Raw genomic sequence first — 18,343 nt, 5'->3', positions numbered from 1 at the left:
CCGAGATCGAGTCGCCGTCGAACATTGCGGTGGTCGATGCCGGCGGCAACCTCGTGGCTCACGTGCGAATGGACGGTGCCTGGATCGCCAGCATCGACATCTCGATCAACAAGGCGTTCACCGCGCGGGCATTAGACGTCTCGACCGAGGACCTCGCGGCCAACGCGGGCCCGGGCGAGCAGTTCTACGGGATACACGCCTCCAACGGCGGACACATCATGATCTTCACAGGCGGTGTGCCTCTGCGGCACAACGGCCAGGTCGTGGGCGCTGTCGGCGTCAGCGGCGGCACCGGGGAGCAGGACAAGACCGTCGCCGAGGCGGCCGTGGCGGCGCTGTGAGCTCTGTTTCATCCGCGCGTCAGGTGAATTGACGCCGGCCAAGCCCGCTCGGCGAAACCGAATCCGGCTACCAGCATTTCGACGCTCACGACGACGGTTGGACCAAAGTCGTACTGCATCCCTGAGGCGGCTCCGAGCCGAGACGAACACAACCACGGCCAGACCTGGCACACCTGCGCCACCACGGGGGCGAGAGCAAACCGACCCCTCGATCGAAATCCTGCCAAAGGATGTAGCACAGGAATAGACGAGAACCACGTGAGTCCCGTAGTGACGGTGGCCGAAACATGTTGAATTGCAATAGCTCCCGCCTGAGCGGTCTGTTGACCAGCCACAGAACGGGACGTTGAACCGTGCAGCACGCGGGTGTTCGCCACCTACTCGCAACCAATTGGAACCGGCCAGTAGTGGCTCATTACCTTTCTGTCACAAGGCGATTCGATAGAACTACAATGAATCTCGTCCGGGTTCAACGGAGCTGCTGTTCACTGACTGTGACGATCTTTCGCAAAGGGAGTTCTCCTTTTGCATGCGCCGCGGTAGTGTGGACGTACCGCAGTAGCGGCCGACACTCGAGTTTTCGTGTCGAAGCCGATACTCGGAGTTTCATGCGATGGCCGCTTCGATCGGGTTCCGGCGGGCATCTTCGATCAAGGGCAGGTGTGGTCGCCACTGCCCCGTTGCGCCCCGCCCATCAGGCGAATGTTGTTGACGCCCTTTAGGTGGACGAAAAGACTCATCATGGCTGGGTGGTTCGTGAGCTCAACCGGTTGACCGGCGGTCGGGCCCTGTCAGTACACACAGGCCCGGCGAACCCCACAACATCAACGCTGAGGGGCGTGATGTCAAAGCATAGTGGCGGAAACCCTTACCCTCGGCCGCTCTCGAGCCTCACGCCCGCCATCCACGGATTGGTGTCGGGCGCCGTTATCGGCGCCCTGCTCGGTCTCCGTGACTTCACCCAATCCACTCGCCAAAACCAGGGAACTACGAAGTCCTTGCCGACATCGAGCGAAGTTGCGGGCGGAATCGCACTTGCTCAACGGCCGGGCCGATCGAAAGGAATTGAGTCATGACAACTGCTGTAGGCATCGACTTGGGCACAACCAACTCGGTCATCGCAAGCTGGCAAGGCGGCGAGCCGGTGGTGATCTCCAATGTGGAGGGAGCACGGACGACGCCTTCGGTGGTGGCGTTCACCGAGAACGGTGAGCGTCTGGTGGGCCAGCTTGCCCGACGGCAGGCGATCTTGAATCCGAAGGGCACGATCTACTCGGCGAAACGCTTCATCGGACGTCACTACGACGAGATCTCCGAGGAAGCCAAAGCGGTCAGCTTCGACGTCGTAGCGGGTGACAACGGTGAGGCCCGCTTCGACGTGCGCGGCAAGAAATACGCACCAGAGGAGATCAGCGCTCTCGTGCTGCGCAAGCTCGTCGACGACGCGAGCAAGTTCCTCGGTGAGAAGGTGAAGGAAGCGGTCATCACTGTTCCTGCCTACTTCAACGACGCGCAACGAAACGCCACCAAGGACGCCGGCCGTATCGCAGGCCTCGAGGTTTTGCGGATTATCAACGAACCGACCGCTGCGGCACTCGCGTACGGCATGGACAAACAGACCCACGAAACCGTACTGGTCTTCGACCTCGGCGGCGGAACCTTCGATGTGAGCCTGCTGGACGTCGGAGAGGGGGTAGTCGAGGTTCGTTCCACGGCCGGCGACTCCCACTTGGGCGGCGACGACTTCGATCGACGCGTGGTGGACTACCTCGCCGACGAATTCCAGCGCGCGGAGAACATCGATCTGCGTAAGGATGCGCAGGCGTTGCAACGACTGTTCGAAGCCGCGGAGAAGGCAAAGGTTGAGCTGTCCTCGGTGACCCAGGCCCAGGTAAACCTGCCTTTCGTTACCGCTGACGCGAATGGTCCCAAACATCTCACCACTACGATCATGCGATCGAAGTTCGATGATTTGACTGCCGATCTGGTGGAACGGTGCCTCGGCCCGGTGAAGCAGGCCATGAGTGACGCCAAGGTCGCCGCCAACGACATCGACGAAGTGATACTGGTCGGCGGTTCGACACGTATCCCGGCTGTACAGGCGCTGGTTCGCCGGCTGACCGGCGGCAAGGACCCCCACATGGGCGTCAACCCGGACGAGGTCGTTGCCCTCGGAGCCGCAGTCCAGGCAGGCGTGCTCAAAGGCGAGGTTTCCGATGTGTTGTTACTCGATGTCACCCCACTGTCCCTCGGCGTCGAGACGCAGGGCGGGGTGATGACGAAGATCATCGAGCGGAACACGACGATCCCGGCACGGCGCAGCGAAGTGTTCTCCACGGCGGAAGACAATCAGTCCGCCGTAGACGTCGTGGTGTTGCAGGGCGAACGCGAACGTGCGGCCGACAACCGGGTGCTGGGCCGGTTCCGGCTGGAAGACATCCGCCCCGCGCCACGTGGCGAGGCCCAGGTGGAAGTCATTTTCGACATCGACGCCAACGGCATCCTGAACGTCACCGCTCGCGACAAGGATACCGGCAAGGAACAGAGCATCACGATCAGTGAACAGGGCAACCTGGATCAGGGTGAGGTCGAGCGCATGTTGGCGGAGGCCGAACGGAACCGGGGTGAGGACGAGGCGCTGCGCAAGGCGGTCGACGCGCGCAACGGGCTCGATTCGGTTGCGTATCAAGTGGAGCGGCGACTCGCCGAACTCGGTGACAGTGCCCCGCCCCATGAGAAGGCGCGGGCCGAGATGCTGGTTGCCGACGCCCGAAAGGCCGTGCAGGACGGCGCTTCACCCGCGGAGGTTCAGCCACTCACCTCGGAGCTGCAACAGCTGCTCTACGGACTTGTGCCGGACCAGTCGGACGACGGGCAAGCAGGCGGCGCTGATGCTGCGTCGTCGGATGACGGCGACGTGATCGACGCCGAATTCGATCGAAGCTGAGGCGCACGATGGAAATGTCTGCAGATCATTCGACGACTGAGCCGACTGACAACAGCGCCGACACGGATCAAAGCAAGACCGAGTCCGATCGCGCCGAGACGGCAGACGAGCTGTCTCAACTCGAGGACCGTTGGCGCAGGGCCGTCGCAGATCTGGACAACCTGCGCAAGCGATACGCCAAAGATCTGGACCGTGAACGCGCCGCGGAAGTAGCGAAGGTTTCGGCGGCGTGGCTGCCGATACTGGACAACTTGGAGCTTGCGCTTGCACACGCAGGCAGCGATCCGCAGGCCGTCGTCGAAGGTGTGAAGGCGATCCGGGACCAGGCGGTACAGGTGCTCTCACGACTCGGCTTCGAGCGCCACGACGAGGCCGGTGTGCCGTTCTCCCCGGAACTCCACGAAGTGGTCAGTGTGGTAACCCGACCCGACCTTCCGTCCGGGACCGTGGTCGAGGTCTTGCGCCCGGGTTATGGAGAGGACGGGCGACAGTTGCGGCCCGCCGCGGTGGTCGTCAGCCGCCCAGAGGGGTGAGCACCGATGGCCCGTGACTACTACGAAGTACTCGGCGTACCGAAGGGCGCCGGCACCGACGAAATTCAGCAGGCGTACCGCAAGCTGGCCCGCAAGTACCACCCCGATGTGAACAAGGATCCCACTGCGGAGGACAGGTTCAAGGAGGTCAACGAGGCCTATCAGGTGTTGTCCGACCCGGACACCCGGAAACGCTATGACCGATTCGGTGACGACTTCCGGCATGTACCCGAGGATTACGACGAACGGGTGCGGGCAAACGCCGCCGGGTACGGCGGTGGCGGGAGACGGGTGCACTTCGGCCACGGTGTCGGTGGTGAGGGTGCCGTCGACTTCGAAGACCTCTTCGGGCAGATGTTCGGCGGAGGCGGTGGGTTCGGACCGATTCCCGGCGCCGATCAGGAGGCCGAACTGGAACTGGCTCTGGAAGAGGCCTATCAGGGCGGAAAACGCATTCTCAGACTGGACGGACGGCAGTATGACGTCGACATTCCAGCCGGCGTCCTGGACGGCCAGCGAATCCGGTTGGCCGGGCAAGGAGGCCGAGGCAACGGTGACGCGCCGCCTGGGGATCTGTACCTCGTGGTGCGGATCAAACCGCATTCACGGTTCCGCGTGCAGGGTCGGGACATCTACGTCGATCTTCCCGTATCGCCATGGGAGGCGGTTCTCGGGTCGACAGTCGTCGTTCCCACACCGGGCGGAGAGGCGAAAGTCAAAGTGGTGCCTGGCTCTTCGACTGGTAGGAAGCTGCGCCTGCGCGGAGAGGGAATGCCGAATCCGCGCGGTGCCAACGGCAACCTCTACGCCGAAATCAAGGTGATGGTTCCGTCGAAACCGACAGCACGTGAACGCGAACTGTTCGAGCAGTTGGGCGCCGAATCGAACTTCAATCCGAGGAAAGAGACATGAGCACCTCAACGCCGATCACTCAGTACGTATTGGTTCGCCGTACCGGATTGTCGCCGGACGCCTTCGCCGAACGTACTGGCCTGCACCCGGATCTGGCACGAAAACTCGTGGCTCTCGGACTGCTCGACGCCCACCGCTACGCCGGCGGAGAGATGTCGTTCGACCCATCCGAAGTGACCCACGCCGCACGCATCCAACGACTGCGGACGGGTCTGGGTCTCAACTACTCGGCAATCGGGCTCGTGCTCGATCTGCTGGATCGAATCGAAAGGCTCGAAACAGCGGCCCGCAGAAGGAGGACATCCTCATGGACACCGGCAGCTTGACCGAAAAGTCACGAGAAGCCTTGCAGGAAGCCCAGAATGTTGCGACCAGAATGGGCCACACCGAAGTCGACGGAGAGCACCTGCTGCTCGCATTGGTCGATCAGCAGGATGGGCTGGTGCCCCGACTGCTCGAACAGGCCGGCGCGAATGTCGAAGCACTTCGATCCGATCTGGATCGTGAACTGTCGCGTAGGCCGAAGGTCAGCGGCCCCGGCGTGACCCCCGGTCAGGTGATGATCACCCAGCGTCTGGCCAAGCTGCTCGATGCCGCAGAGCGGGAGGCGAAGAGACTCAAGGATTCCTACGTGTCGGTGGAGCATCTTGTGATGGCCCTTTCCGAGGAAGGATCGGCCAGCGCGGCCGGGCGGGTCCTCGCCAGTCACGGGGTCACACGGGACGCCTTCCTCACAGCGCTGACGAAGGTGCGCGGCAATCAGCGTGTCACGTCGGCAACCCCGGAGGGGGCGTACGAGGCATTGGAGAAGTACGGGCGCGACCTCGTCTCCGAGGGGCGGGCAGGCAAACTCGATCCGGTCATCGGCCGGGATGCCGAGATACGCAGGGTAACTCAGATCTTGAGCCGGAAAACGAAGAACAACCCGGTGCTGATCGGCGACCCCGGTGTTGGTAAGACTGCGATTGTCGAGGGTCTCGCCCAGCGGATCGTCCGCGGCGACGTGCCCGAGGGCCTACGCGACAAGACGATCTTCTCGCTCGACATGGGTTCTCTGGTGGCCGGTGCGAAGTACCGCGGCGAGTTCGAGGAGCGACTGCAGGCCGTGCTGTCCGAGGTGAAGGCTGCCGAGGGGCGCATCCTGTTGTTCGTCGACGAGTTGCATACCGTGGTCGGAGCGGGCTCGGTCGGCGGCGAGGGGTCTCTCGATGCCGGCAACATGCTCAAACCGATGCTCGCACGCGGCGAACTGCACATGATCGGTGCCACCACTCTCGACGAGTATCGCAAGCACATCGAATCCGATGCGGCACTGGAGCGTCGATTCCAGACCGTTCTCGTCGACGAGCCCAGTGCCGAGGATGCGATCTCGATTCTGCGCGGACTTCGAGAACGCCTCGAGGTGTTCCATGGCGTGAAAATTCAAGACGGTGCATTGGTGGCCGCCGTGACCCTCTCGCACCGGTATATCACCGACCGCTTCCTTCCGGACAAGGCGATCGATCTCGTAGACGAGGCATGCGCTCGGCTCCGCACCGAAATCGATTCGATGCCTGCCGAACTCGACGAGCTCACCCGGAAGGTGACCCGTCTGGAGATCGAAGAGGCCGCACTGTCCAAGGAAACGGACGCGGCCAGCAAAGCGCGCCTCGAAGAATTGCGCAAGGAGCTGGCCGACCTGCGGGCCGAGGCAGACGCCCGGCACGCTCAATGGGAGGCGGAGCGGCAGGCGATCCGGCGGGTGCAAGAACTGCGAGGAGATTTGGAACGGTTGCGCGTCGAGGCCGAGGCCGCCGAACGCAACTACGACCTCAATCGGGCAGCCGAGTTGCGATACGTCGAGATCACCGAGCTCGAACGCCGGCTCGAGGCGGCGGAGGAGCAACTGGCCACCAGACAAGGCCGAAATCCGTTGCTGCGTGAAGTGGTCACCGAAGACGAGATCGCAGAGATCGTGGCCGCATGGACGGGTATCCCGGTCGCCCGGCTGCAAGAAGGTGAGCGGGAGAAGTTGTTGAAGCTCGACGAGATCCTGCACGAGCGGGTCGTCGGTCAGGACGAGGCGGTGCAACTGGTCGCGGACGCTGTGATCCGGGCGAGGTCCGGTATCCGTGATCCTCGTCGACCGATCGGTTCGTTCATTTTCCTGGGCCCGACGGGCGTCGGAAAGACCGAGCTTGCAAAGACATTGGCCAGCGCCCTATTCGACAGTGAAGACAACATGGTGCGCCTCGATATGAGCGAGTACCAGGAACGGCACACGGTGAGTCGGCTCATCGGTGCACCTCCCGGATACGTCGGGTACGACGAAGGTGGCCAGCTCACCGAGGCGGTGCGGCGTAAGCCGTACTCCGTGGTGCTCTTCGACGAGATCGAGAAGGCCCACGCCGACGTCTTCAATACCCTGCTGCAGGTGCTCGACGACGGCCGGATCACCGATTCTCAAGGGAGGCAAGTCGATTTCCGGAACACGGTGATCATCATGACCTCCAACATCGGATCCCAGCATCTCCTCGACGGGGTCACAGCCGACGGCGAAATCAAGCCGGACGCCGGGGAACGGGTGATGGCAGAACTGCGCGGGCATTTCCGCCCCGAATTCCTCAACCGGGTCGACGACATCGTGCTGTTCTCCCCACTCACCCTGCCCCAGATCGAGTACATAGTGGAACTGCAACTCACCGACCTTCGAAACAGGTTGTCGGAGAGACAGATACACCTGGAAATCACGCCGGAGGCACGCCGACTGATCGCCGAACACGGGTTCGACCCTGTCTACGGTGCGCGGCCGCTGCGCCGATACATCGCACACGAGGTCGAAACCAAGATCGGCCGTGCACTGTTGCGCGGCGAGATCAAACCGGACGGCACCATCAGCGTCACGGTGGACGGCGGCGAGCTTGCCGTCGCGTATGCCGAACCCGCCTTCGCGGCGGCCTGAGAAGAGGTAACTGGTCATGGGATCCGAAAAGGTGAAGTGCCCGAACTGCGGCAAGACCAACAACATCCCGGCAGCAGGGGAAGGAAAACCTCGCTGCGGCAACTGCCACGAGCCGCTGCCCTGGATCGCCGCGGCGGGAGACGGTGACTTCGCGGAGATCGTCGAAAAATCCTCGGTGCCTGTGCTCGTGGATCTGTGGGCGACGTGGTGCGGCCCGTGTCGCATGGTCAGCCCCGCGCTCGAGCAGCTCGCCAGAGAACACGCCGGCCAGATCAAGCTGGTCAAGGTCGACGTCGATGCTGCACCCCGGACGGCTGAACGATTCACCGTCCGCGCCGTGCCGACTCTGCTGGTGATGGACCGGGGTGAGGTTCTCGCTCGCCAGTCGGGCGCAGCTCCGGTCCCCCAGCTGCGCACGTGGCTCGATCAGGCGCTCTCGGAAAATGCCGGCGAGGAGGCGAAGTCATGAGTCCTGTCCATGCGGACCCACATGTAACCGCGATCCGGGCCGTGGTGCCCCGTACCCCGCAGGGCTGCGAGGAATGTCTTCGCCTCGGCACCCCGTGGGTGCATCTGAGGCTGTGCCTGACGTGCGGACACGTCGGTTGCTGCGACTCTTCGCCGGGCAGGCACGCGAGTGCTCACGCTCACGCCATCGGGCATCCGATCGTCCAGTCGATGGAGCCCGGCGAGGATTGGCGGTGGTGTTATGTCGACCAGAACTTCGTCTGAGGGCGCCTCACCCATCGGGTACAGCCCGCCGGTCGACGACGAGACCCCGGACGAGGAGGGCGCCTTCCCGCGGCTGACGGACGACCAGGTCGCGAAGCTCGAGGTCGGTGGCTCGCGTCGACCGGTTCACGCCGGCGAGGTGCTGATCCGAGAAGGCGCGCCTGACAACGATTTCGTCGTCGTCCTTTCCGGAAAGATCGCAGTCGTCGACGAAGGCGACGCGGACGGCGAGCGCCGGATACTGCGCGTGCACGGTCCTGGGCGTTTCCTGGGCGAGCTCGGACTCCTGGAAGGTCAGGTGGCGTTCTTCACCGCCGAAGCGATCGAGGACGGCGAGATACTCGTCGTCCCGGCCGAGCAGGTACGCGAGCTGATTGCCCACGATCCCGTGCTCAGCGATTTGATCCTGCGCGCCTACCTTGTGCGTCGGCACTTGCTGATCGGGCTCGGCTCCGGATTCCGGATCATCGGCTCCTGCTTCTCCCCGGATACGTTGCGACTTCGTGAGTTCGCGATGCGAAACCGTCTGCCCCACAAGTGGTTCGACTTGGAACAGGACGAACGAGTGGAGCAGCTGCTACGCAGCCTGAACGTCGCACCCGAGGACACACCCGTCGTGATCTGGCACGGCGAGAAGGTGCTGCGCAATCCGACGAATGCGGAACTCGCACGCGTCGTCGGGCTTCCTGTCCCGGCACCCGTCGCGGACGCAGCCAAGGACGTCTACAACCTCGTCGTCGTGGGTGCCGGACCGGCCGGCCTGGCCGCATCGGTGTACGGCGCCTCGGACGGGTTGAACACGGTGACGTTGGAGCGGATCGCTGCGGGCGGCCAAGCCAGTACCTCATCCCGGATCGAGAATTATCTGGGATTCCCCGCCGGGGTCTCCGGCTCCGAATTGGCCGAACGAGCCGTGCTCCAGGCCGGGAAGTTCGGCGCCCGCATCCTGGTGTCGGCAGAAGTGACCGGTTTGGGATCCGAGGCCGGGAACCATGTGCTCCGACTGGCGGACGGCGGGTCGGTGCACGCCCGGGCCGTTGTGCTCGCCGCCGGGGCGCGGTACCGCAAGTTGGCCGTTCAGGGGATCGAGGCGCTGGAAGGAACAAGCGTGTACTACGCCGCAACGCATCAGGAAGCACGGATATGCGGCACCGACCCGATAGCCATCGTCGGTGGCGGCAACTCCGCCGGCCAGGCCGCCGTCTTCCTCGCCGAGCACGTCTCACAGGTGCACCTGCTCATCCGCGGCGATGACCTCGGGAAGAGCATGTCCCGATACCTGGTCGACCAGATCGAACACCATCCGCGGGTCACCGTGCACCGGCACACCGAGATTCGTGCGGTCCACGGCGAGAAATACCTCGAGGCAATTGCAGTCGAGGACAATCGCACCGGCGACCAGGACACGATTCGGGTGCGCGCCCTGTTCGTCTTCATCGGGGCGGTACCGCACACAGGGTGGCTTGCCGACGCGATCGCACTCGACGACCACGGCTTCGTCCTCACCGGTGTGGACGCGATCCACGCACGAGCGGACGGCAGCCTGCCAATCAACGGCGGCCTGTCCAGGACGCTCGAAACCAGCCTGCCCGGCCTGTTCGCGGCGGGCGACATCCGCCGCGGTTCGGTGAAACGAGTCGCATCCGCCGTCGGTGAAGGAGCGATGGCCGTACGCCAAATCCATGAATACTTCGAAAGGAGCTGACGACATGCCAGTAATGGGCACCGTGAAATTCCAGCGGTTCTTCAGGGCAGCGGCCGGACTGCAGGTCGACCGGAACGATCTCAAGCGCTATACCGATTTCATCGACGACAAGATCTACGACGTGATCCTGATCGGGAAAGCCTCCGCGAAAGCAAACTTGCGCGACGTGATCGAACCGTGGGACCTGCCGATCACCAAGGGATTACAGGAGAGCATCCACCGGTTCGAAAAACTCGACGAGGAGATCGAACTTCAACCGCTGCTCGATCAGCTCACGGCCCGCCCGCCCTTGGACGTGGCCCTCTCAGAGGAGACAGAGCAACGACTGCCGCTGATCGCAGGAGGGTTGAGCGTAGCGCTGGCGCAAACCTTCGCCACGGTCGAACCGGACCGCAAGAACCCCGGCACAGCCCAATGGACAGTCGCCTTCGAGATCTTCCACCTCCTTCTGTGATTACCACCCGTCCCGGCTGACAGCGCGTCCGAGTTCGAATATGCTGTGCGGCTGCGAAAATACCGGTGCGATTCAGAACTGCCTGTCAGTTGGCGTCGACAACGGAGGATTTCCGGCGAGAGGTGCGGTTTCCGCGCTCGATTCTCGAGCAGCGAGAACTACAGTGAGGGACTCGATTACAGCCCTCAGATCTTCTGCCGTGAGCGAGTTCGGCTTACACGCCGAACCTCTGACACCGGTAGTCCGCGTGGCCAGGCGGCGAGCAGAACTTGTCGATCGCCGATCACTCCTTCGGCTCATCTGAGAACCTTTCGTCTTCACTTTCTCGATCCCCGCATCGGGCGGGCCCTGAGCACTTCTGGGCGCGCACAGCTCAAGGCCCGGCAAGGAGACCAGTGAGGGTGATATGGCCTTGCCTTGACGAACACCCGCCCGATTGTTTGCCCCCTCGAACGGAACGGGTGCCCCCGACCCGACGAAGGTTATTGCGCACTGCTTGTAGACGACAGGGTCGAAAGTCCCAGTTCCATTGTGATGAGCAAGCTTTGACGGTAGCCGAAGTGTTCTCCCTTACAGCCGGTTCGGTGTGTGCACGAACACCGACATCGTTCGCAGCGACTCCGACGAACGAGCACCCGCGATGTTCGATGCCCGATCCACCCGCAAACATCGGGAAAAGACCTATTTTGCAAAAGCATTCGGAACAGACGTCTGCAAACCAAATACCAGGCACGGGCCACCTTTCCAGGCACCGCGGCTACTGCGCCGCTAGCGTGACGACCAAGATGTTCACCTTGCCATGCAAACGGCCATGTCACTTCTTGGCATCGAAGGCGACTGAACATGATTTATACCGATCGCACTGTTTATGGTTGAAGATGTGCGGACGACATGAACGTCGACTTCGCACGGATAGTGGGTCATCGGTGTTGTGTGCTCAATGCCGACGTCGGTCATACGCCCCGACTCGCACACGCAGAGTCGGGGCTCCGGCGGATCCGTTGCCGCGCCGCCGCTACTGACGAAGTGCCGTACCGCGCCGCCCGCTTCGAATCGAGGCCGAAGGCGGCCACCGCTTTTGTCGGGACCAGGCAAAGCAGCGATCTTCAGGGACCGGAACACTTCCCCAAAGCTTCTGGCACTCTCGGTTGCAGAGTGCTAATTCGTGTGGTTATCATGTTCTCGCACAGTAAGTTCGGTCAACCGCCACAGTGGCGGTGACTTTTCTTTTCACGACATGGGAGGTGTGTTGCTGTGCTTCGTTTCGATCCTTTCACCGACATCGACGCGATCACCAAGTCCGTACTCGCCGCGGGAACCGGCAACGGACGCAGTCCACGGTTCATGCCGATGGACCTCTACAAGGTCGAGGACCAGTACGTCCTGCACGCCGATCTTCCCGGCGTCGACCCAGGATCAGTGGACGTCCGCATCGACGGCTCGACCCTGACGTTGACCGCGCACCGCACCGCCCTCTCCGAAGAGGGTGTGAGCTGGCTGGCGAGTGAGCGTTTCGCTGGAACATACAAACGGCAGCTGTCCATCAGCGACGACATCGACGCCCAACAGATCGAGGCCTCGTACGACAACGGCGTGTTGACGGTGACGTTGCCGATCGCAGAGAAGGCGAAACCGCGGCGGATCGAGGTCTCCTCCGGACCACCCTCCCGAACCGATAACGCCGGATCGACAACACAGGTGCAGATCGAAGCCTGATCCGCCTGGCCCGAACACCGCTTTGATGGTGGGGTGACTCCCGAGGACACGCGATGGGTTCTCGGGCCTCACCCACCATCGTTTCGATCTCCCACTGCACACCCGTGGCGCACACCGGTACATCCACCACACGAAAGAATCAGCGCGAGAACCCTTTAGCTGCCATGACTGCATCCACTATCCCCCCGCACGAACAATCCGACAACACCGAATCCCGCGCGCACACTCCACCCGATTGGTGGGATCACCACCGTCCGATCACCAGCGATGAATACAGCGACATGGCGTTGATGCTCGGTGCACTCTCGATACTGACGTTCTGGATGTTCGGCCTCGGCATCCTCCTCGGTGCCGCCGCCATCGGAACCGCCCTGGCAGCGCGCCGACCCGACACCCCCGGACGCGATCTGGGCGACAACACCGCCGGCGTGGTCGGGATCCTCACCGGCATTGCCGGAATCGCCTTCGGCGCCGTCTTCCTCACTGCAGCACTACCCCACCTGTAGAAAAACCGAATTCGGCACTTGTGAAATCGGATTCGGTTGTGCCGTAACGCGATCACGGTGCGCGCTGGCCAGTGTCGCGGTCGGAGCCCCGATCGCTGTGGTCCTCTACTACGTGCTGCGTTCGATCATCACGAGAGAATAAGGACTGCGCTGGTCAGCTGCACATTCCCATCACGAACCGTCGGCAGGGATCACGACCTCGCCCGCGGTCGCGAACGCCACCGGCAGTAGCGCCTACGAAGCGCTCTCGCGATCATTCATTCGCTTCGTTCGACCGCGTTCGGGTCTCCTTGATGCGTTGCCGCTGCCGAACCCCGTACGTCGCTTCCGTGACGGCATCGTCGTCCTCGAGACCCGACCCGAGAGCCCCACCTATCGTGGCGATCGACGCCAGCAGCCAGGCGAGCGTGAGGTAGTCGGAGAAGTTCACCCCGTGTCCGAGAGTGCGGGCCAGCAGTTCCGGGGGAAGTGTGAGACACGCAGTGAACAACAGTAGACAGAACAGGGCCACGTGGAGGACGGTCACGCCGATGAACAGGGTGACCACGGTCGAAATGTTGTACAGCACGGATCGATCGCGCCCCTCCGACGACTTCGGCCGCTCCCACAGTTCGTGATCGACGATCAGCCAGAGAATCATCGCCACGATCGACAGGAGCGTAGCCGCGCTCATACGCCAAGGGCCCATCGTGTCGGCGAACAACCAAATCGTACTCGTTGCTAGCGCGATCGCACCCGTGGCAAAGGCACCGACGAGCACCTTCGACAGTCCGGCGACCAGCCTCCACGGGCGGTTCGCCCGCACCATCCCCGACAACAGTCGTAACCGCCGCAGTCCTGATGGCGCGAAGTAACGACTGCCATTCTCCGTCTGCGCACACGGGAACCGTCGCGCCGCGCCCTGCGGCATGAGTTCCGGTTCACCAAGAATGCGGGCTATCGCGAGTTCGGTAACAGCGCGGACGCGGCGCTCGATGTGGATCGCACCCACCCCAGCGACAGAGACAAGCGCGAAGCAATGGCCGGGGCTGACGTCGGCCACCACCGGCAGCGTATCTTCGCGGCGCGGTAGATCAGTGAGGTATACGACGATGTCCTCCCCTTCGGACGACGGATCGACCGCCCCGATGACGTCTGCGAAGTCTGTTTGCTCGTCCGAGAGGTAGGGCTTGCTACGTACACAAGTCGTCCACCGGCGCTCGAGGCGGTCACGGCTTCGTAAACGTTGTGGCAGATACTTCGCTATGCGTTCCGCGAGAGCCGTAGCTTTGCCCGGTTCCGCGATCAACAGCACCGAGGCCTGCTCACCTGCGGCACCAGATCGCTCTCCCTGGAAGTGTTTATTTGTCTTCACCGCCTTCACCTACCCGCCCGGAGCTCCCCCAAACTCCTCGAATCCGTTGTCACTCCGAATCAATGTCGGGCGGGAGGTCGACCGCCGGATGTACCAGGGACGCGTCATCGGCCGGGGCAACGAGACACGCCGCGCACCAAGACACACGTGATCATCCCGAGTCGACACCAACCCGCCAATCAGCTCCAGCACCGAACCACAACACTCCGCAGCACTTCGCCGACTGAGCGCATTGCAGGAGGCGGTGTACACAGAGAAGCGCCGGAGAGACAATCAACTATGGACACCAACGCCTTCCCCGATATTCGGTGGGGTCACGATCGGCGATTGCTCAAGAAGCCACTGAATGCCTTCGTATCGTCGCGGATCGGGTCTTGGTATCTCCGGAAATTGACGCCGATCGACCGAAAACTGCTCGCGCACAGCAAAGGCCGACGAACGATCTTCGGTCCGATGGGGGTGCCGTTGCTGTTGTTTACCACGACCGGAAGGAAAACAGGGCAGCCCCGGACGACGCCTCTCACCTACATGCGCGAAGGAGACCGATTATTTCTGGTCGGTAGTAATTTCGGGCGACCCCATCACCCCGCGTGGTCCGAGAACCTGTTGGCCAATCGGGAGGCGACGGTGACAATCGCAGGGGCCGAGATCCCTGTGAACACAACCTTGTTGACAGGGCAGGAGGCAGAGAGCGTCTTCGAACAGTTCGTCGAATACAACCCTACGTACTCGGTGTACAAGACTCGCACGGCACGTAATCTTCGAGTGTTCGCTCTCGAACGGCGCCAAACCTGATTCCCCGCAACAAGAACAACCCCTTACTCCCGATCGGCCGGTATCGACGGAATCGCCCCGGCGAGTCCGGGGACTTCGATGTACCCCAAGTTTCGTGGAGCCGTCATTTTTACGTCAGGCTACGGGTTGACTTGTGACGTGTACGTTCTCGAACTCGATCGGTGTCAGCATCCCGAGGGCACTGTGACGGCGTTAGCGATTGCGGAAGATCTCGAAGTACTCGAACGTGGAGTCGGCCAATTCGGTCCTCGTTTTCCGTCGTTTTCGATTCAAGAGTTCGGTTTACATGCTGCCCCATAAAGATTCGATCACGGCGTGTTCATAGCAATCGCCGATCGATCCCATAGACGGGACCAGCCCTGAGTCGTGCGGGGTACATCAGTCCCCGGAAACTACGGTGCGATTCAGTGACACGGGTGCCGACGGTGATGGAGGCGGCGGCCGCGGAGCGGTGTGTGTGGCTCATCGGTTGGACGTGTGCGTGCTGCCCGATGAGCCGTGCGCCCGTGGCCGGCAATGAGTGAGCATCCGAACAGCATGAAGGACCGGCCGTCCGTGTTGTGCGGGCTGTCAAGGGCTAGCTAGAGCTTCTTGTCGAGAACAGGTCCGAGCACGCCCTGCGCGGCCGAGACGATCGTCCGCGGTGGTAATCGGAAGCGCTCAAGTGCGCACGAACCGTTTTCCTCTCCATGCTCCATCGAGCAAGGATTTGGTCAGCCGTGATCGGCGATTCTGCTCGGTCATGCGTCGGTGGTGTTGGCCTGGAAGGTTTCCGCTCGTTCAGCGGGTGAGGAAGTCGACGGCGGCGGGTGCGAATGTGTCGTGGTGTTGGAATATGCCGCCGTGCCCGGAGTCGGGGTAGATGATCAGTTCGCTTGCGGGGATTCGGCGGTGCAGGTCTTCGGAGAGGGTTGAGGGCACCATTCGGTCGTTGTCGCCGTTGGCGATGAGGGTGGGTGCGGTGATGGCCGACAGGTTTTCCGGTGTGGAGCGGCCCCACTTCTTGATCGCTGTGAGTTGGGTCTGAAAGGCCTTGACCGAGACGGGCGCATCTCGGTCGTCGGTGCGTTCCTTCAGGCGTTCGACGAATGCTGTGGCGGCGCGTTTGCCGGCGGTGTTGCGGTTGAAGAACAGGAATTCTTTCGGGTCGGACCGGGTCAGGGTAGCTCGAAGAATGTCGTAATAGGTTGTGCGGGCGACTTTGTCGATGTCCTTACCGCCGGCGGGGCCGGTCCCGGTGAGGACAAGTCTGCGCACGAGTTCGGGGTGCTCGAGCACGAGGGCTTGGGCGATCATGCCGCCGAGGGAGAACGAAAAGATATCGACCGTACCGAGTCCGAGCGCTGTGATGAAGGTGACGGCGTCGTCGGCCATCGCCTCGATGCTGTCGGGAACTTTCCCGGTAGAGGCGCCGACGCCGCGGTTGTCGAAGGCGATGACACGGCGCTTTTTCGCGATGGGGTCGATGATTCGCGGATCCCAGTTGTCGAGGTTCGCGGCGAGGTGGACGAAGAAGACGACGGGGATTTCGCCCTTCGGTCCGAGTTCGCGGTACGCGTAGGTGACGCCGCCGGCGGTGATAGTGCGGGTCGGCGCCTTCGCATAGGACGTGATGACGGGGTCGTTGCCGGTACTCATGGATTTGTCCTTATGTCGGTTGAGGTTTCGAGGTTTCGGGTGTTACTGATGACAGCTTTACCCCGGATGCCACCCTTGCTCAGTGTCCGGAGGCCTTGGGGTGTCTCCTCGAACGGGAAGACCTGCCCGAGGACGGGGCGGAGTGCGCCGTCGTCGACGAGTTCGGCGATGTTGCGGAGTTGGTCACCGCTGGCGTGCATGAAGAGGAACTCGTAGCTCACACCCAGCTTGCGAGCTTGGCGGCGGATACTGGAGCTCAGTCCGGTGATCGCGAGGCGCAGTAGCGGATTGAGCCCGATCTCGCGGGCGAAGGCTGGATCCGGCGGGCCGGAAATCCCGATAGCCTTTCCTCCTGGCTTGAGTACGCGGAGGGATTTCTTGAGGTTCTCACCGCCGAGGCTGTCGAGCACCACGTCGTAGCTGTGGAGGACCTGTTCGAAGTCCTCATTGTGGTAGTCGATGACTGTGTCGGCACCGAGGGCTCGAACGAAGTCCGCGTTTCGGGCGCTGGCTGTGGTTGCGACCGTGGCGCCGAGGTGTTTGGCGAGCTGAATCGCGATAGATCCGACACCGCCGGCGCCAGCGTGGATGAGGACTCTCTGTCCTGGCTGCACGTTGGCGCGCTCGACCAGTGCCTGCCACGCGGTCAGTGCCACCAGAGGCATGGATGCTGCTTCCGTCATGCTGATTGTTGCCGGTTTGAGGGCAAGATCGGCCTCCGTCACTGCGATGCGCTCCGCGAATGTTCCGATGCGATCCTTGTCGGGTCGAGCAAATACTTCGTCGCCGGGTTTGAACGACTGAACCTTCGGCCCGACCTCGATGACGACGCCGGCGAGGTCGTTGCCGAGGATCAACGGAAGCCTGTACGGGAGTATCTGCTTGAACTCACCGGTGCGGATCTTCTCGTCGAGTTGGTTCAGCCCGGCTGCTTCTACTCGCACGAGCACGTCACGCTCACCGACAACTGGCTCCGGCACGTCGGATTCTTGCAGTGGCCCTTTATATTTGGTGACGACGAACGCTTTCATGTCTTTGGTTCCTTCGGCTAGGGCGACGGGAAGGGTGGGGAGGCGTCGCGGCTCTGTTTTCCGCGACGCCTCCGCTTGGCTACTGCTGCGGCGCTGCAGTTCCGAGTTGCGGGTAGAGAGCTTCGATGGGCGCACTGAGTCCGGCTTTGACCTGAGCGGATGCTTCGTCGGCGAGGACTTCGTACTCGCCTGCCTCGACCGCGTCGAACACGGTGCGTACGAGGTCCGCTGGATCAGTTTTGGGGTCGGTGGAGTGCGCGGCCATGGGGGTGTCGACCCAGCCGACGTGGACGCCGACGACGTGGACGCCTGCGGGTGCGAGTTCGAGGCGAAGTGAGTTGGTCGCAGACCATAGTGCAGCTTTGGTGGCGCTGTAGATACCCGCGAAGGCGTACCAACTCAGCAGCGAGTGGATGTCTATGATGACCGACTCGTCCTGGGCTGTAAGGATCGGCGCGAAGGTGCGGGCGAGAAAGAGGGGGCCGAGGAAGTTTGTTTCGACATTGGCGCGGATTTCCTCGTCGGTATGGGTGAGGATGCCCGTGCTGGAGGTGGAAGTGCCGGCGTTGTTGATCAGAACGGTCACGTCCGATGCGGCGGAAACGACAGCTTCGATGGATGCGGGATTGGTGACGTCGAGGGCGAGGGGGACGATCCGTTCGTCGTCCCACGTACGAGGAGTGCGAGCGGTGGCATATACCTTCGACGCACCGCGAGCGAGGGCTTCGTGGACGAAGT

17 protein-coding genes are annotated in these 18,343 nt (G+C 62.5%); 13 read left to right on the top strand and 4 right to left on the bottom strand.

What is annotated here, in order from left to right:
* The 12 genes from A2J01_RS23630 to A2J01_RS23580 form a co-directional block, all read left to right on the top strand.
* The coding region (locus A2J01_RS23630; protein WP_064113710.1) for a GlcG/HbpS family heme-binding protein at positions 1-341 on the top strand (341 nt) is incomplete at its 5' end.
* 1,072 nt (positions 342-1,413) lie between these two features.
* On the top strand, positions 1,414-3,288 hold the full coding sequence (dnaK, locus tag A2J01_RS23625) for a molecular chaperone DnaK (RefSeq protein WP_007735554.1): 1,875 nt from the start codon (positions 1,414-1,416) through the stop codon (positions 3,286-3,288).
* An 8-nt stretch (positions 3,289-3,296) separates the two neighbouring features.
* On the top strand, positions 3,297-3,821 hold the full coding sequence (locus A2J01_RS23620) for a nucleotide exchange factor GrpE (RefSeq protein WP_064113709.1): 525 nt from the start codon (positions 3,297-3,299) through the stop codon (positions 3,819-3,821).
* A gap of 6 nt (positions 3,822-3,827) precedes the next feature.
* Entirely contained in the window at positions 3,828-4,733 is a 906-nt protein-coding gene (locus A2J01_RS23615) for a DnaJ C-terminal domain-containing protein (RefSeq protein ID WP_064113708.1), read from the top strand.
* A complete protein-coding gene (locus tag A2J01_RS23610) occupies positions 4,730-5,059 on the top strand; it encodes a chaperone modulator CbpM (protein ID WP_020971358.1) in 330 nt (109 codons plus the stop codon). The genes A2J01_RS23615 and A2J01_RS23610 overlap by 4 nt, the downstream gene beginning before the upstream one ends.
* Complete coding sequence (gene clpB / locus A2J01_RS23605; RefSeq protein ID WP_064113707.1) at positions 5,041-7,674, top strand: ATP-dependent chaperone ClpB; 2,634 nt, start codon at positions 5,041-5,043, stop codon at positions 7,672-7,674. The genes A2J01_RS23610 and clpB overlap by 19 nt, the downstream gene beginning before the upstream one ends.
* A 16-nt stretch (positions 7,675-7,690) precedes the next feature.
* Positions 7,691-8,143 (top strand): thioredoxin, encoded by a 453-nt coding sequence (gene trxA / locus A2J01_RS23600; RefSeq protein WP_007735549.1) that lies wholly within the window; start codon positions 7,691-7,693, stop codon positions 8,141-8,143.
* Positions 8,140-8,406, top strand: coding sequence for a UBP-type zinc finger domain-containing protein (locus A2J01_RS35330; protein ID WP_007735548.1), 267 nt, complete (start codon positions 8,140-8,142; stop codon positions 8,404-8,406). The genes trxA and A2J01_RS35330 overlap by 4 nt, the downstream gene beginning before the upstream one ends.
* Positions 8,384-10,111 carry an FAD-dependent oxidoreductase gene (locus tag A2J01_RS23595; protein ID WP_020971360.1) on the top strand — a complete coding sequence of 576 codons (1,728 nt, stop codon included), beginning with the start codon at positions 8,384-8,386 and terminating at the stop codon, positions 10,109-10,111. The genes A2J01_RS35330 and A2J01_RS23595 overlap by 23 nt, the downstream gene beginning before the upstream one ends.
* A 13-nt stretch (positions 10,112-10,124) precedes the next feature.
* Entirely contained in the window at positions 10,125-10,565 is a 441-nt protein-coding gene (locus A2J01_RS23590) for a DUF1931 family protein (protein ID WP_191908650.1), read from the top strand.
* A gap of 1,254 nt (positions 10,566-11,819) precedes the next feature.
* The gene (locus A2J01_RS23585) at positions 11,820-12,281 is read left to right on the top strand and encodes an Hsp20/alpha crystallin family protein (RefSeq protein ID WP_007735543.1); all 462 of its coding nucleotides are present in this window, start codon (positions 11,820-11,822) and stop codon (positions 12,279-12,281) included.
* 164 nt (positions 12,282-12,445) lie between these two features.
* Positions 12,446-12,787 carry a hypothetical protein gene (locus A2J01_RS23580; RefSeq protein WP_064113712.1) on the top strand — a complete coding sequence of 114 codons (342 nt, stop codon included), beginning with the start codon at positions 12,446-12,448 and terminating at the stop codon, positions 12,785-12,787.
* Between the two features lie 253 nt (positions 12,788-13,040).
* On the opposite strand, the gene A2J01_RS23575 is transcribed toward A2J01_RS23580, so the two are convergent.
* Positions 13,041-14,141: a hypothetical protein gene (locus A2J01_RS23575; protein WP_064113711.1), complete on the bottom strand. Its 1,101-nt coding sequence runs from the start codon at positions 14,139-14,141 to the stop codon at positions 13,041-13,043.
* Positions 14,142-14,420: 279 nt separating this feature from the next.
* Here A2J01_RS23575 and A2J01_RS23570 point away from each other — a divergent pair, with 279 nt between their 5' ends.
* Positions 14,421-14,936, top strand: a complete 516-nt coding sequence (locus A2J01_RS23570) for a nitroreductase family deazaflavin-dependent oxidoreductase (protein WP_064113705.1) — start codon at positions 14,421-14,423, stop codon at positions 14,934-14,936.
* A gap of 780 nt (positions 14,937-15,716) precedes the next feature.
* Here the strand turns inward: A2J01_RS23570 and A2J01_RS23560 are convergent.
* From A2J01_RS23560 to A2J01_RS23550, 3 genes are all read right to left on the bottom strand, one after another.
* Positions 15,717-16,574 (bottom strand): alpha/beta fold hydrolase, encoded by an 858-nt coding sequence (locus A2J01_RS23560; RefSeq protein WP_064113704.1) that lies wholly within the window; start codon positions 16,572-16,574, stop codon positions 15,717-15,719.
* On the bottom strand, positions 16,571-17,605 hold the full coding sequence (locus tag A2J01_RS23555; protein WP_007735538.1) for an NADP-dependent oxidoreductase: 1,035 nt from the start codon (positions 17,603-17,605) through the stop codon (positions 16,571-16,573). Before A2J01_RS23555 ends, A2J01_RS23560 begins: the two co-directional genes overlap by 4 nt.
* Before the next feature lie 79 nt (positions 17,606-17,684).
* Positions 17,685-18,343, bottom strand: a 659-nt coding sequence (locus tag A2J01_RS23550; RefSeq protein WP_064113703.1) for an SDR family oxidoreductase, incomplete at its 5' end; no start/stop codon positions are given.

The sequence above is a fragment of the Rhodococcus sp. EPR-134 genome (assembly GCF_001647205.1).
Lineage (GTDB): Bacteria > Actinomycetota > Actinomycetes > Mycobacteriales > Mycobacteriaceae > Rhodococcus_F > Rhodococcus_F qingshengii.
The sequence above is the reverse complement of the archived record's forward strand: the minus strand, read 5'-3'. Positions and strand labels throughout refer to the sequence as shown.

Coding starts and splice junctions, on each gene's coding strand:
- dnaK (WP_007735554.1), top strand. CDS start 1,414: ATGACAACTGCTGTAGGCATCGACTTGGGCACAACCAACTCGGTCATC.
- A2J01_RS23620 (WP_064113709.1), top strand. CDS start 3,297: ATGGAAATGTCTGCAGATCATTCGACGACTGAGCCGACTGACAACAGC.
- A2J01_RS23615 (WP_064113708.1), top strand. CDS start 3,828: ATGGCCCGTGACTACTACGAAGTACTCGGCGTACCGAAGGGCGCCGGC.
- A2J01_RS23610 (WP_020971358.1), top strand. CDS start 4,730: ATGAGCACCTCAACGCCGATCACTCAGTACGTATTGGTTCGCCGTACC.
- clpB (WP_064113707.1), top strand. CDS start 5,041: ATGGACACCGGCAGCTTGACCGAAAAGTCACGAGAAGCCTTGCAGGAA.
- trxA (WP_007735549.1), top strand. CDS start 7,691: ATGGGATCCGAAAAGGTGAAGTGCCCGAACTGCGGCAAGACCAACAAC.
- A2J01_RS35330 (WP_007735548.1), top strand. CDS start 8,140: ATGAGTCCTGTCCATGCGGACCCACATGTAACCGCGATCCGGGCCGTG.
- A2J01_RS23595 (WP_020971360.1), top strand. CDS start 8,384: ATGTCGACCAGAACTTCGTCTGAGGGCGCCTCACCCATCGGGTACAGC.
- A2J01_RS23590 (WP_191908650.1), top strand. CDS start 10,125: ATGGGCACCGTGAAATTCCAGCGGTTCTTCAGGGCAGCGGCCGGACTG.
- A2J01_RS23580 (WP_064113712.1), top strand. CDS start 12,446: ATGACTGCATCCACTATCCCCCCGCACGAACAATCCGACAACACCGAA.
- A2J01_RS23570 (WP_064113705.1), top strand. CDS start 14,421: ATGGACACCAACGCCTTCCCCGATATTCGGTGGGGTCACGATCGGCGA.
- A2J01_RS23560 (WP_064113704.1), bottom strand. CDS start 16,574: ATGAGTACCGGCAACGACCCCGTCATCACGTCCTATGCGAAGGCGCCG.
- A2J01_RS23555 (WP_007735538.1), bottom strand. CDS start 17,605: ATGAAAGCGTTCGTCGTCACCAAATATAAAGGGCCACTGCAAGAATCC.